The 13686-nt window shown below is 70.7% G+C and carries 11 protein-coding genes and 3 tRNA genes; 5 read left to right on the top strand and 9 right to left on the bottom strand.

Features of this window, described 5'->3' with window-relative positions; all coding sequences use genetic code 11:
• Positions 1 to 255: 255 nt before the first annotated feature.
• A complete protein-coding gene (locus ACFFR3_RS20535; RefSeq protein WP_364373427.1) occupies positions 256 to 1266 on the top strand; it encodes a LacI family DNA-binding transcriptional regulator in 1011 nt (336 codons plus the stop codon).
• 70 nt (positions 1267 to 1336) lie between these two features.
• Here ACFFR3_RS20535 and arfA read toward each other — a convergent pair whose 3' ends face one another.
• On the bottom strand, positions 1337 to 2830 hold the full coding sequence (gene arfA / locus ACFFR3_RS20530; protein WP_379483641.1) for an arabinosylfuranosidase ArfA: 1494 nt from the start codon (positions 2828 to 2830) through the stop codon (positions 1337 to 1339).
• A gap of 273 nt (positions 2831 to 3103) precedes the next feature.
• On the opposite strand from arfA, the gene ACFFR3_RS20525 reads away from it, so the two are divergent.
• Genes ACFFR3_RS20525 through ACFFR3_RS20515 form a run of 3 tightly spaced genes read left to right on the top strand, consistent with a single transcriptional unit; the run spans position 3104 to position 6194 of the window.
• On the top strand, positions 3104 to 4447 hold the full coding sequence (locus ACFFR3_RS20525; RefSeq protein ID WP_379483640.1) for an extracellular solute-binding protein: 1344 nt from the start codon (positions 3104 to 3106) through the stop codon (positions 4445 to 4447).
• A complete protein-coding gene (locus ACFFR3_RS20520) occupies positions 4444 to 5364 on the top strand; it encodes a carbohydrate ABC transporter permease (protein WP_364556111.1) in 921 nt (306 codons plus the stop codon). The genes ACFFR3_RS20525 and ACFFR3_RS20520 overlap by 4 nt, the downstream gene beginning before the upstream one ends.
• Complete coding sequence (locus ACFFR3_RS20515; RefSeq protein WP_364373435.1) at positions 5361 to 6194, top strand: carbohydrate ABC transporter permease; 834 nt, start codon at positions 5361 to 5363, stop codon at positions 6192 to 6194. Before ACFFR3_RS20520 ends, ACFFR3_RS20515 begins: the two co-directional genes overlap by 4 nt.
• A 173-nt stretch (positions 6195 to 6367) precedes the next feature.
• Here ACFFR3_RS20515 and ACFFR3_RS20510 read toward each other — a convergent pair.
• The 4 genes from ACFFR3_RS20510 to ACFFR3_RS20495 form a co-directional block, all read right to left on the bottom strand.
• A tRNA-Val gene (locus ACFFR3_RS20510) sits at positions 6368 to 6442 on the bottom strand.
• Position 6443: 1 nt separating this feature from the next.
• A tRNA-Cys gene (locus ACFFR3_RS20505) sits at positions 6444 to 6517 on the bottom strand.
• An 18-nt stretch (positions 6518 to 6535) separates the two neighbouring features.
• Positions 6536 to 6607: transfer RNA gene (locus ACFFR3_RS20500), tRNA-Gly, on the bottom strand.
• 42 nt (positions 6608 to 6649) lie between these two features.
• Positions 6650 to 7285 carry an ACT domain-containing protein gene (locus tag ACFFR3_RS20495; RefSeq protein WP_379483639.1) on the bottom strand — a complete coding sequence of 212 codons (636 nt, stop codon included), beginning with the start codon at positions 7283 to 7285 and terminating at the stop codon, positions 6650 to 6652.
• Between the two features lie 82 nt (positions 7286 to 7367).
• Between ACFFR3_RS20495 and dusB the strand changes: the two genes are divergently transcribed.
• Positions 7368 to 8480 (top strand): tRNA dihydrouridine synthase DusB, encoded by a 1113-nt coding sequence (gene dusB, locus ACFFR3_RS20490; RefSeq protein ID WP_345386553.1) that lies wholly within the window; start codon positions 7368 to 7370, stop codon positions 8478 to 8480.
• Positions 8481 to 8496: 16 nt separating this feature from the next.
• Here the strand turns inward: dusB and ACFFR3_RS20485 are convergent, their stop codons facing one another.
• From ACFFR3_RS20485 to ACFFR3_RS20470, 4 genes are all read right to left on the bottom strand, one after another.
• Positions 8497 to 8991 carry a DUF2087 domain-containing protein gene (locus ACFFR3_RS20485; RefSeq protein ID WP_345386551.1) on the bottom strand — a complete coding sequence of 165 codons (495 nt, stop codon included), beginning with the start codon at positions 8989 to 8991 and terminating at the stop codon, positions 8497 to 8499.
• 228 nt (positions 8992 to 9219) lie between these two features.
• The gene (locus ACFFR3_RS20480) at positions 9220 to 11718 is read right to left on the bottom strand and encodes a DEAD/DEAH box helicase (protein WP_345386549.1); all 2499 of its coding nucleotides are present in this window, start codon (positions 11716 to 11718) and stop codon (positions 9220 to 9222) included.
• A 54-nt stretch (positions 11719 to 11772) separates the two neighbouring features.
• Positions 11773 to 12276, bottom strand: coding sequence for a GNAT family N-acetyltransferase (locus ACFFR3_RS20475; protein WP_379483638.1), 504 nt, complete (start codon positions 12274 to 12276; stop codon positions 11773 to 11775).
• Positions 12277 to 12322: 46 nt separating this feature from the next.
• Positions 12323 to 13600 (bottom strand): acyltransferase family protein, encoded by a 1278-nt coding sequence (locus ACFFR3_RS20470; RefSeq protein WP_379483637.1) that lies wholly within the window; start codon positions 13598 to 13600, stop codon positions 12323 to 12325.
• Between the last annotated feature and the right edge of the window lie 86 nt (positions 13601 to 13686).

The following is a 13686-nucleotide window of genomic DNA, read 5'->3' as shown; positions in this document are numbered from 1 at the left end:
CAGGGCCGCAGACAGGGCCGGAGCTCTCGCCGCGGCGTCGCGCACCGCGCCTCAGGGCCGTGACCAGCACATTGTTCGTCCTCCTCGGCGCATTCATGCCGACGCAGGTTACTCTCCGTTCCTGGTAGTTAGCTGAGAACGCCCGGCGGAGCGGGATAGGACCCCCTCCTGACGCGGGACCCCCTCGTGACGGGGGGCTGCGTTCGCGCGCTCGCGCGTTCCGCCTGTTAGCGTTACCGCTAAGGGGGGTGAGCCGTGGTGAAATCCAAACCCGGCCGGCCTGCGGTGCTCATGGACGTCGCCGTGCTCGCCGGTGTCTCCACCATGACCGTCTCACGGGTGCTCAACACACCCGACCGCGTACGCGCCGAGACCAGGGCCCGCGTCCTGGCCGCCGTACGCGAGCTGGACTACCGCCCCAACCAGGCGGCCCGCCAGCTCGTCACAGGACGCTCCGGCGTGCTCGGCGTGGTCAGCATCGACACCACGCTCTACGGCCCGGCCACCACGCTTTACTGCATCGAGCAGGCCGCCCGCCACGCCGGCTACAACGTCTCCATCGCCAGCCTCAGCTCGCTCAACCGCACCTCCATGGAGGAGGGCGTGCAGCGGCTGCGCACCCAGGCGGTCGACGGCGTGATCATCGTCGCGCCCCACGAGTCGGCCGCCGACGGGCTGCGCCACCTGCCGCCCGAGATGCCGGTCGTCGCGGTCGACGCCGCCGACGACATCCCCGTCCCGGTGGCGAAGGTCGACCAGGTCGCCGGCGCCGCCCGCGTCACCCGCCACCTGCTCGACCTCGGCCACCGTACGGTGTGGCACGTCGCGGGCCCGGCCGACTGGCTCGACGCCAACGGCCGCATCGACGGCTGGCGCGGCGTGCTGGAGGCGGCCGGGCGGCCGGTGCCCGACGTGCTGCGCGGCGACTGGAGCGCCAGATCCGGCTACCAGCTCGGCCGCCGCCTGGCGGAGGAGCCCGAGGTCACGGCCGTGTTCGTGGCCAACGACCAGATGGCGCTCGGCGTGCTGCGGGCGCTGCGCGAGGCAGGCAGGCGGGTGCCTGAGGACGTCAGCGTGGCGGGCTTCGACGACATCCCCGAGTCCGCCTATTTCTGGCCGCCGCTGACCACCGTGCGGCAGGACTTCCGTGAGGTCGGCAGGCACGCCTTCCACATGCTGCTCGACCGCATGGCCGGGGCCGAGCCCGAGAGCCGCCGCCTGATCGAGCCCGAGCTGGTGGTCCGCGACAGCACCGCACCCGCCTGAGCCCGCCCGGGCCGCCACGGGTCCGCCACGGGTCCGCCACGGTGCCCTTCCCGCCTGAGGCGGCGGGCGCTCAGGAGGCCAGGCGGATCACGTTCCAGGAGACCGGCGGCAGCAGCACGCGCAGCGGGTCCTGCTCGACGTCCCGGTTCGGCCTGGGCGTGATCCGGTCCGGCTCGTCGGCGGTGTTGCGGGCGTAGACGTCGGGGTCGGTCAGCGTGGTCGCCTCGACGACCCGCACCGCGCCCAGCGCCCGCGCGTCGATCTCCAGCGACAGCGGCCCGTCCACCGAGCGGTTGACGGCGAACACCGTCGTGCCGTCCGCGTCGTGCGTGGCCACCGCGTGCACCAGCGGCACCTCCCCGTACGCCGCCGTCTCGTACAGCGGCGACACCGGCTCCACCCGCAGCACGTCGCCGGACGCGTACCGGGAGGCCTGCGCGAACGGGTGGAACGTGGTCTGCCGCCAGGACCGCCCACCCGGCTCGGTCATGATGGGCGCGATCACGTTGACGAGCTGCGCCAGCGAGGCGGCGGTCACCCGGTCGCTGTTGCGCAGCAGCGTGATCAGCAGCCCGCCGAACGTCACCGCGTCGGCCAGGTGGTAGTGGTCCTCCAGCAGCGGCGGCGCGACCGGCCAGTCGTCGGGGGTGCCGGCGTCCCTGAAGCGGGACTGGTACCACACGTTCCACTCGTCGAAGGAGAGGTCGATCCGCTTGCGCGACTTCAGCCGCGCCCCGACGTGGTCGGCGGTGGCCACCACCGAGGAGATGAAGTACTGCATGTCGGTGTCGCTGGCCAGGAAGCTGCCGAGGTCGCCGTCGTGCTCCTCGTAGTAGGCGTGGCAGGAGATGTAGTCGACCAGCTCGTACGTCTCCTCCAGCACCTCCGCCTCCCACGCGCCGAACGTCGGCATGCTGGAGCTGGAGCTGCCGCACGCCACCAGTTCGAGCCCCGGGTCCACCATCCGCATCGCGCGGGCGGTCTCGGCGGCCAGCCGGCCGTACTCGCGGGCCGTCTTGTGGCCGGTTTGCCAGGGCCCGTCCAGCTCGTTGCCCAGGCACCACATCCTGATGCCGTGCGGCTCCTTGGCGCCGTGGCTCACCCGCAGGTCCGACAGGGCCGTGCCGGACGGGTGGTTGCAGTATTCGAGGAGGTCGAGCGCCTCGGCGATGCCGCGCGTGCCGAGGTTGAGCGCCATCATGGGCTCCACCCCCGCCTTGCGGCACCACAGGACGAACTCGTCCACGCCCACCTCGTTGGTCTCCGTGCTGCGCCAGGCCAGGTCGAGCCGGCGGGGCCGCCGGTCCTTGGGGCCGATGCCGTCCTCCCAGCGGTAGCCGGAGACGAAGTTGCCGCCGGGGTAGCGGACGGTGGACACGCCCAGCTCCCTGGTCAGCTCCAGGACGTCACGGCGGAAGCCGTCGTCGTCGGCCAGCGGGTGCCCGGGCTCGTAGATGCCGGTGTAGACGCACCGCCCGAGGTGCTCCACGAACGTGCCGAACGTGCGGCGGCGCACGGGGGCGACCTTGAAGGCCGGGTCGAGGGTGAGGCTGGCGTGGTGCACGGGGGAGACTCCCTGGGTTTCCGCGACGTTACGTGCCTCCGATTGTTAGCGCTATCACAGGCCAGGTCAAGAGCTGGTAAGCGGTTGCCAGAGGGCCCTTGACAGGCCGCTTGTTACCGCTAACACTCGGGTAACCCCGGCGAAACACCGGGGTGCGCACGGCGGCCGCCGCGACCCGGACGTGCCGCCTGTCCGCCTCCGACGGGAGGCCCTCTTGCTGCCCTCACCTGCCCTTTCCAAGACCACAGCTCGGTGTAAGGAAGAGGCCATCCAGTGCACGGTCCCCCTCATATCAACCGCCGGCACCTCCTCGGCGGCGGCCTCGCCCTGATCGCCGCCGCCGCGTCGGGATGCGCGCTCCCCGTGGGGTTCGGCTCGTCCCAGACCCGCATCAGGTACTGGCACTTCCTCGGCGCCAGCGACGGCATCACGATGAACGGGATGGTCAACGCGTTCGGCAAGGAGAACCCCGACGTCTTCGTCGAGGAGAACGTGCTCCAGTGGGGCGAGCCCTACTACACGAAGATCGCCATGGCCGGCGCCGGCGGACGCTCGCCCGACCTCGCCACGTTCCACCTCGCCCGGCTGGCCGGCATCGGCGCCGGGCGCATCCTCGACCCCATCGACACGAAACTGCTGGAGGAGGCCGGCCTGAAGGCCGCCGACTTCAGCCCGCCCATCTGGGAACGCGCCCACCTCGACGGCGTCCTGTACGCCGTCCCGCTCGACGCCCACCCGATGGTGCAGTACTACAACACCGACGTCTGCGAGAAGGCCGGGCTGCTCGGCGCGGACGGCAAGCTGCGGCCCACCACGGGCGTGGACGAGCTGATCGCCATGCTGACCAAGGCCAAGGAGGCCATGGGCGGCAAGCCGCCGCTCACCATGGACGCGCTCGGCCTCGGCACGGTCGGCCCGTGGCGGGTGTGGTATTCGCTGTACGGGCAGAGCGGCGGCACGCTGCTGACACCCGACAACACGGCGATCGCCATCGACGACGCCAAGGCGCTGGAGGCGCTGTGGCTGATGCAGCGGCTCGGGCAGGAAGGGCTGTGCGACCCGCGTACGGACTACGGCGCCTCCGTCGCCAAGTTCACCAACGGCGAGGCGGCGTTCCTGTGGAACGGCGACTGGGAGATCACCGGGCTGAAGGAGCGCGGCACGCCGTTCAGCATGACCCGCTTCCCCAGCGTCTTCGGCAGCGGCGCGGCGCAGGCCGACTGTCACGCGTTCGTCCTGCCCCACCAGCGCAGCAGGGACCCCGAGATCGAGCGGGCCACCTACCGCTTCATCGCCTACCTGGTCAGGAACAGCGCCGACTGGGCGGTCGCCGGGCACGTGCCCGCGTACCTGCCGGCGCTGGAGGAGCCCGACTACCTGGCGCTGGACCCGCAGTCGGAGTACCGCTCGGTCATCACGGAGGTCGCCCTGGACCCGCAGGCGTGGTTCGCCGGCTCGGCCTCGCGCATGTGGATCGAGTTCGGCGAGGCGTTCTCGCCCGTCATCAGCGGCGAGCGCAGCCCCGAGCAGGGCCTGGCCGCCGCCAAGGCGTCGCTGAACCGGCTGCTGTCGGCCCCGAACCCCTTCCCCGCCGAGGACGCCGAGGAGCGCTCATGACCGCCACCGTCGCGCCCACCGCGACCGCCGTCGCGGCCGTGAAGTCGAAGGTCCGGCGCGGCTGGACGGAGCACGGCCTGCTGTTCGTGGCCCCGTTCCTGCTGATCTACCTGGTCTTCCTGGTCTGGCCGACACTGCTCGGCTTCCAGATGAGCTTCTCCAGCGTCAACGTCGCGGGCGGCAACGACCACTTCATCGGCTTCGGCAACTACGCCGAGGCGTTCGCCGACCCGCGCATGTGGCGCTCGCTGTGGAACACGCTCGTCTTCACCGTGCTCAGCACGATCCCGCTGGTCCTGCTCGGCCTGGTGCTCGCGCTGCTGGTGCACCACCTGCGGTTCATGCAGTGGCTGTGGCGGCTGTCGTTCTTCGGGCCGTTCCTGCTGCCGTCGGCCGTGGTGTCGATCCTGTGGCTGCAGATGATCTACCCGCCCGAGTACGGCCTGATCAACGGCACGCTCGGCACCGACATCGTGTGGCTGGGCGACCCGTCGCTGGCCATGTGGTCGGTGGTGCTGACCACCGTGTGGTGGACGGTCGGCTTCAACTTCCTGCTCTATCTCGCCGCCCTGCAGTCCATCCCCCAGCACCTGTACGAGGCCGCCGCCATCGACGGCGCCAACGCCTGGGACAAGTTGCGCTCGATCACCCTGCCGATGCTCCGCCGCACCACGGCGCTCATCGTGGTGCTGCAGCTCGTGGCCTCGCTGAAGGTGTTCGACCAGATCTACCTGATGACCGGCGGCGGCCCCGAGGACGCCACCCGGTCGATCATCGAGTACGCCTACGACATCGGCTTCACCGGCTACCGCACCGGTTACGCCTCGGCCGTGTCGTACATCCTGTTCGCCCTCATCGTCATCGTCTCCCTGGCGCAGCTCCGGCTGTTCCGCAAGCGCGAGGAGGTCGCGTCGTGACCAAGCGGTTCAGCTTCAGCCAGTTCGTCCTGCTGGTGGCCGCGCTGGTGCTGGCGGTGCTGTGGCTCGCCCCGATCGCGTGGGCCGTGGCCACGTCGCTCAAGCCGGAGTCGGAGACCACGAAGCTGCCGCTGGAGTGGTTCGGCAGCACGCTCACGCTGGAGTCGTACGGGCTGGTCCTCGGCACCGGCGGGATCGTCAAGTGGGCGATCAACTCGACGGTCACGGCGGTGGCGGTGACGTTCCTGACCGTGCTGTTCTCGGCGATGGCGGCGTACGGGTTCGCGCGCACGCGGTTCAAGGGGCGGCGGGCGCTGCTGGGGCTCATCCTGGCGGGCATCATGGTGCCGCCGCAGGTGCTGATCGCGCCGCTGTTCGCCGAGATGGTCGCCTTCGGCCTGGTGGACACCTGGTGGGCGATCATCCTGCCGCAGGTGGCGGCGCCGCTGATCGTCTACATCCTGGTCAAGTTCTTCCAGGACGTGCCTGAGGAGCTGGAGCAGGCGGCGTTCGTGGACGGGGCGGGGCGGTGGCGGGTGTTCTTCACCATCGTGCTGCCGCTGTCGCGGCCGGTGCTGGCGGCGGTGTCGATCTTCACGTTCATCAGCACCTGGAACAACTTCCTCTGGCCGTTCCTCGTCTCGACCGACCCGAACACGATGACGCTCCCGGTGGGCCTGGCGAACGTCGTGCAGGGCACCTTCGGCCTGCGGTACGCGCAGATCATGGCCTCGGTGGTGCTGGCCGGGCTGCCGCTGCTGATCGTCTTCGTGCTCTTCCAGCGCCAGATCATCCGCGGCGTCGCCCACACCGGCCTCGCCGGCCAGTGACCCCGGGGGAGACCCCCATGCGGTGGGCTCGGGCGACCCCTCCCCACCGCCGCAGGACGAACCCCGCGCGGCGGGCATCCCCCTCCCGCCGCCGTGGGAAAGATCACGCGGCGGTCGCGCCCCTCCCACGAGAAAACCCCCGGCCGCCGAGCGGCCGGGGGTTTTCTGAGAGGTGGTGGACGATACTGGGATTGAACCAGTGACCTCTTCCGTGTCAGGGAAGCGCTCTCCCGCTGAGCTAATCGTCCTTGGAGGTGGCGACGGGATTTGAACCCGTGTGGACGGCTTTGCAGGCCGCTGCCTCGCCTCTCGGCCACGCCACCGAGTCAAACCCCTCTCCGAGCGGAAGACGGGATTCGAACCCGCGACCCTCACCTTGGCAAGGTGATGCTCTACCACTGAGCCACTTCCGCGCTGTTGCGTGGTTAACAATAGCGCGTTTCCGGACCGGATGCTTACTTGCGGAGCTGGCGGGCCACACTTCGCTCGGTCGCGGGGAGGCTCAGGAAGATCTCGAGGATCCGCGTGAGGCGGTGGACCTCGATGCGGTGGAAGGCGGGGCCCTCGCTGCGGCCGAGGATGAGGGAGAGCGCCAGCGGCGGCAGCGGCGCGTGGATCAGGTGCAGGCCGCCCTCGACGGTCAGCGCCGTCGGCCGGGCGGGCGTCTCGGCGGGGACGGTGAAGTCCTCGGGCGCGCGCCAGCTCGCGTACACGATGCGGCCCTCGGCGGCGGTGGCCGCCCAGTCGGCGCTGAACAGCACGGGCAGCGAGTCGATGAGCGTGGTCAGCGCCCGGTCGCCCGCCGCGGTGATGTATTTGAGTATCTCCAGCTCCGGGTAGGTGCCGGGCGCCTCGCGGGTGGGCCAGACGCCGTCGACGGTCACGCCTTCGAGGCTTTCGAAGCTCTTGACCAGCTCCTGCCTGGAGGTGCCGTCGGGGCAGTAGACCGTGATGTCGTCGACCGCCCGGCCGTCGCCTCGTTCGAGCACGGTCACCTGGGTGATGTCGGCCCCCGCCGCACCCAGGGCCTTGGTCACCTGCGCCAGCGCGCCCGGCCTGTCGGGCAGCGTGAGGCGTACGCGAAGAAGCATCCATCCCCCTCAACCGAAGATGCCGATCACAGACTATCGGCGGAATACCGGTTACGGCCTGACCTGCGCTACAACTGACGGGGTGAAGATTGGGCCGATCGGGGTGTGGCCCCCGGTGGTGCTGGCGCCGATGGCGGGCATCACGAACGCGCCGTTCCGCGTGCTCTGCCGCGAGCAGGGCGCGGGGCTGTTCGTGTGCGAGATGATCACTACGCGGGCGCTGGTCGAGCGCAATCCGAAGACGTTGCGGATGATCAGGTTCGCCGAGTCGGAGCGGCCCAGGAGCATCCAGCTCTACGGCGTCGATCCGGCCGTGGTCGGGCGGGCGGTCCGGATGATCGCCGAGGAGGACCTCGCCGACCACGTCGATCTCAACTTCGGCTGCCCGGTGCCCAAGGTGACCCGGCGGGGCGGCGGGTCGGCGCTGCCGTACAAGCGGAATCTGCTGCGGCGCATCCTGCGCGAGGCGGTCGCGAACGCCGGGTCGCTGCCCGTGACGATGAAGATGCGCAAGGGCATCGACGACGACCACCTCACCTACCTCGACGCCGGCCGGATCGCCGCCGAGGAGGGGGTGGCGGCGATCGCGCTGCACGCCCGCACGGCCCGGCAGCACTACGGCGGCGTCGCCGACTGGGAGGCCATCGCCCGGCTGAAGGAGGCGGTGCCGGAGATCCCCGTGCTGGGCAACGGCGACATCTGGTGCGCCGACGACGCGCTCAGGATGGTGGCCCGCACCGGCTGCGACGGCGTCGTGGTGGGGCGCGGCTGCCTGGGGCGGCCCTGGTTGTTCCGCGACCTCGAGAACGCCTTCAACGGCGGCTCCGAGCGGGCCACGCCGACGCTGGGCGAGGTCGCCGACGTCATGGAGCGGCACGCCGAGGGCCTGGCGGAGTGCTTCGACATCGAGCGCTACGCCGTGGCCGACTTCCGCAAGCACGTCGGCTGGTATCTCAAGGGGTTCACGGTCGGCAGTGAGCTGCGGCGCGAGCTGGCCACGGCCGAGTCGCTCGACGGGCTGCGCGCCGGGCTGGCGAAGCTGGAGCGCGACCAGCCGTGGCCGCCCAACACCGACACGCCGCGCGGCAAGTCGGGGGAGCGGTCGAAGGTGCTCCTGCCCGACGGCTGGCTGGACGACCCGTGGGACTGCCCGATCCCCGGCGCCGACGCCGAGTCCGACATCTCCGGCGGCTGACGCCGGCAAGGGGCTCTCAGATCTCGACCGGGCCGCCGCTGCGCCAATAGACGTTGTCCTCGCGGGACAGCAGGCCCTCGTCCACCAGATAGCGGCGCAGGGCGGCGTGGTCGTCGTGGAAGGCGCGCAGGGCGACGTCGACGTCCTTCTCCGGGTAGCGGACGCCGGGCTCGAAGACGCGCGCGATGTAGCGCAGCAGGACGAGCCGCTTGTCGCGGCGCATCGTCAGGGTCGTCAGCCGCCCGTCCACCAGGAACGTGCGCAGCACCCGTTCCTCCTGGCTCAGCTGCGCGGCCGGCTCGGCGCGCGAGCGCAGCAGGTCGCGGAAGCGCTCAGGGGTGGCGTGCCAGTTGCCGCTCTCGTCGCACGCGGCCAGCCCGCCGGCCGCCAGCTTGCGCAGCGCCTCGGGGGAGTGGCCGCCGGGATGCCCCAGCACGAGTGAGGCGAACGTACGCAACGTGTCGTCCTGGTAGAGCAGCCCGAGGACACGCCTGATCTCTTCGTCGTTCACCGGCCCATTTTGTCGTGGATCGTGACGTCGCCGCCACGCCTTATCACCGGCCCGACCTGGAAGATCGCACTATCGGCGACCGGCCGATGCGGGGAATGTCTCGATCTTGAGACATGATGATGACACATCCCCGACCTTTTCCGGCCGACACTGAAAGTGACAGGCCGGTGCCGGGACGCCCTTGCCAGTCCGTTCCGGCACACGGCTTGTTCTCATCTTTCGGCCCTTCTACAGCCGGTTGAGCCCCTGAACGTGCAGGACCGCCCGGCCCTCCTCATCGGATGCGGCCAGATCGACCTGGGCGTCGATGCCCCAGTCGCCGTCGCCGGCCGGATCCTTGATCGTCTGGCGCACCTTCCACAGCCCGCTCTCCTCCTCGATGCGCAGCAGCGCGGGCCCGCGCGCGTCGGCGTCGGTGTGGATCTCCTCGTGCTCGTCGTAGTACGCGTCGAGCGCCGCACCCCAGTCGACGTCGGGAGCCAGCTCCTCCAGCTCCTCCTCCTTCTCCAGCGCGCACAGCTCGACCAGCCGGAACATCGCGTTGCGCACCAGCACCCTGAAGGCCCGCGGGTTGCCGGTGACCGGCCGCACCTTGGCCTCGAGCTGCTGCTGCTCCTCCAGCGCCGCCGCCGGGTTGGTCAGCTTCTCCCACTCGTCGATCAGCGAGGAGTCGACCTGCCGCACCAGCTCGCCCAGCCACTCGATGAGGTCGACCAGGTCGTCGGTCTTGAGGTGCTCGGGCACCGTACGCGACAACGTGCGGTAGGCGTCGGCGAGGTAGCGCAGCACCGTGCCCTCGGAGCGGGCCAGCTCGTAGAACTGGATGTACTCGGCGAACGTCATCGCCCGCTCGTACATGTCGCGCACCACCGACTTCGGGCTGACCGTGTAGTCGGCCACCCACGGGTGCCCGCGCCGGTAGGTCTCGTAGGCGCCGAGCAGCAGGTCGTCGAGCGGCATCGGGTACATGACCTCGGCCAGCTGCTCCATGCGCTCTTCGTACTCGATGCCGTCGGCCTTCATCTGCGCGACGGCCTCGCCCCTGGCCTTCTTCAGCTGGGCCGACAGGATCTGGCGCGGGTCGTCGAGGATGGACTCGACGATGGAGACCATGTCGAGCGCGTACGACGGCGACTCGCGGTCGAGCAGCTCGAACGCCGCCAGCGCGAACGTGGACAGCGCCTGGTTGAGCGCGAAGTCCTCCTGCAGCTCGATCGTCAGCCTGGCCCTGCGGCCCTGCTCGTCGGGCTCGGGGAACTGCTGCACGATGCCGCCCGCCAGCAGCGACCGGTAGATCGCGATGGCCTGGCTGATGTGCCGCCGCTGCCACTTGCGGTCTTCGTGGTTGTCGGTCAGCAGGTGCTTCATCGCCTGGAAGCAGTCGCCCGGCCGGTTGATGACCGCGAGCAGCATCGCGTTGCTCACCTTGAAGCGCGAGGTGAGCGGCTCGGGCTCGGCCTCCTGGAGCTTGACGAAGGTGTCCTCGCTCCAGCCCACGAACCCCTCCGGCGGCTTCTTGCGGGCGTAACCGCGCCGCCGCTTGGGGTCGTCGCCGATCTTGGCCAGCGCCTTGGCGTTCTCGATGTCGTGCTCGGGGGCCTGGCAGGCGACGTAGCCGATGGTGTCGAAGCCCGCGCGCCCGGCCCGGCCGGCGATCTGGTGGAACTCGCGGGCCCGCAGCCTGCGCACCTTGTTGCCGTCGTACTTCGACAGGGCGGTGAACAGCACCGTGCGGATCGGCACGTTGACGCCCACGCCCAGCGTGTCGGTGCCGCAGATGACCTTGAGCAGCCCGGCCTGGGCCAGCCGCTCGACGAGGCGCCGGTATTTCGGCAGCATGCCGGCGTGGTGGACGCCGATGCCGTGGCGCACCAGCCGCGACAGCGCCCGGCCGAAGCGGGTGGTGAAGCGGAAGCCGCCGATCATCGCGGCGATCGCGTCCTTCTCCTCGCGGGTCGCCATGTTGATCGACATCAGCGCCTGGGCCCGCTCCATAGCCGCGGCCTGCGTGAAGTGCACGACGTAGACGGGCGCCTGGCCGGTGCTGAGCATCTCTTCGAGCGTCTCGTGCAGCGGCGTCATGCGGTAGGAGTAGACCAGCGGGACCGGCCGCTCCGCGTGCTTGACCACCGCGGTCTCCCGCCCGGTGCGGCGGGTCAGGTCGTCCTTGAACCTCGTGACGTCGCCGAGCGTCGCCGACATCAGCACGAACTGCACGTTGGGCAGCTCGAGCAGCGGCACCTGCCAGGCCCAGCCCCGGTCGGGCTCGGCGTAGAAGTGGAACTCGTCCATCACGACCTGGCCGATGTCGGCTGCGGCGCCGTCGCGCAGCGCCACGTTGGCGAGGATCTCGGCCGTGCAGCAGATGATCGGCGCGCCCGGGTTGACGCTGGCGTCGCCGGTCATCATGCCGACGTTCTCGGTGCCGAAGACGGCGCACAGGTCGAAGAACTTCTCCGACACCAGGGCCTTGATCGGCGCGGTGTAGAACGTGCGCATGTCGCGCGTCAGCGCCGTGAAGTGGGCGCCCGCCGCCACCAGCGACTTGCCCGACCCCGTCGGCGTGGCCAGGATCAGGTTGTTGCCGGAGACCACCTCGATGAGGGCCTCTTCCTGGGCGGGATAGAGGGTGAGCCCCCGCTCGGCGTTCCACGCGACGAACGCGTCGAAGATGGCGTCGGGATCGGCGTCGAGGTCTTCGGGCAGGCGGTCAACGAGTAGGCTCACACCCCTATCCTGCCGAAGTTTGCCGGGTGGTCGGACCGCCCGGGCCCAAGTGAGTCAGGTGGCGCGCAGATCCAGCTGGAAGAGCGCGGTGTCGACCCAGCGGCCCAGCTTGAATCCCACCCCGCTCAGCCGGCCCGCCGCGCGGAAGCCGAACTTCTCGTGCAGCCGCGCCGACGACGGGTCGCCCGCGTCCGCGATCACCGCGACGAGCTGCCTGGCGTGCGTCTCGCGGGCCCGCCCGATCAGCTCGCCCAGCAGCCGCCCGCCCAGGCCCTTGCCGGTGTACGCGGGGGCCAGGTAGATGCTGTCCTCCAAGGTGTGGCGGTAGGCGGGCTTCGGGCGGTATTGGGCGAGGTAGGCGTACCCGGCGATTTCGCCGTCCACCTCGGTCACCAGGAACGGCAGCCCCGCCGCCGCGACGGCCGCCGCCTTGGCCCGCCAGTCGGCGAGCTCAGGGGGCGTCTCGTCGAAGGTCACCGCGGTCGCCGTCACGTAGTGGGCGTAGATGCCGGCGACGGCCGGCAGGTCCTTGTCCTCAAGAGGGCGAATCGTCGTCATGCCGTCATTGTCGTGATCGGCGGATGACATCCGTGTTTCCTGCTCGTCACGCGCGCAGCCTGGGCGCCGTCATCAGCAGGCCGGCGAGCAGCGCCAGCACCGCCAGGAACGGCCCGGCGCCGGGCGCGAACCCGCCCACCGTCAGCGTCAGCACCCCGGCGCCGACCAGGCCCGACGCCACCAGCATGCCGCCCTGCCCGGCCGTGCCGTACGGCAGCGCGGGCGGCGCCTCGAACCGGGCGAACCCCTTCAGCAGCGGCCACATGACCAGGAACAGCAGCCCGAACCAGACCGGCCACCCGGCGAACCACAACACGCTGCCCGGCCGCGGCGTGTCCACGCCCAGCAGCACCACGACCACCCCGGTCACCGCGAACAGGGCCGGCATGTGCCACAGGTACACCGTCATGACGCGCGGCCCGGCCCAGTCCAGCAGGCGGGCCAGCGGCAGCCGCATCAGAACGGGACGCAGCAGCACGGCCAGCCCGATCTGGCCGACGCCGACGGCCAGCATGGCGAGCGTGGGCGGCGCCATGTTCGACACCTCCGCGCCGGGCAGGCCGATCATGCTGCCCGGGTACGGCCCGTACGCCACCAGCAGCGCCGCCGCCCCGAAGCCGCCCGCCGCCAGCAGGCCCGCCCCGCGCAGCCGGCCCTCGGCGTAGAAGAAGCCGAGCTGGTGCACGGCCAGCCAGACGAACACCACGTTCACGTACCCCAAGGCGTCGAAACCGGTCGAGAACCGCGCCACGTCCGTCACCACCGCACCCAGCGCCAGCACGACCGGCACCCGCCAGCCGTGACGCTCGTGCAGCCGCAGCGCGTACGGGGTGGCGACCACCGCCAGCAGATACACCGCGAGGAACCACAACAACTGCCCGGTCAGCCTCGCCCCCACCTCCAGCGGCTGCGCCGGCACGCCCAAGCTGAGCAGCAGCTGCGGCAGCGGGATCCACACCGCCGCCAGGGGCAGCAGCGGCCAGGCCAGCCGCCGCAGCCGCACCGCCTGCCACGCCGGCGCCGCCGTCCCGGCCCGCCGCGCGCGGGTGAAGCCGATCGCGTTCGCCGCGCCGCCCGCGAAGAACACCAGCGGCATCACCTGGCTCAGCCACGTCACCACCCACACGCCCGGAGTGGACAGCGCGTTGCCGGTCGTCAGCCGGCCGTCCTCGTAGTCGAGCACCGGGATCGTCCAGTGCTGGAGGACGACCAGCGCCATGCCGGCCACCCGCAACAGGTCGATGAAGTGATCGCGGCGCGCGATCGCAGGCGGCGCGGGCGGCGCGGGTGCCGCGACGGCCGGGCGGTCCAGCAGGACGGTCATGGGGGAGCCTCATCTCAAGGGGAAGTGAACGCACTCAAGGCTCCCGCCGTACGGCTCCGGGCACATTGACGCGAGCCGCAGTCCTC

Source organism: Nonomuraea salmonea, assembly GCF_042428605.1.
Classification (GTDB): domain Bacteria; phylum Actinomycetota; class Actinomycetes; order Streptosporangiales; family Streptosporangiaceae; genus Nonomuraea; species Nonomuraea salmonea.
Note: the sequence above shows the minus strand (reverse complement) of the source record. Positions and strands in the feature narration are given on the sequence as shown.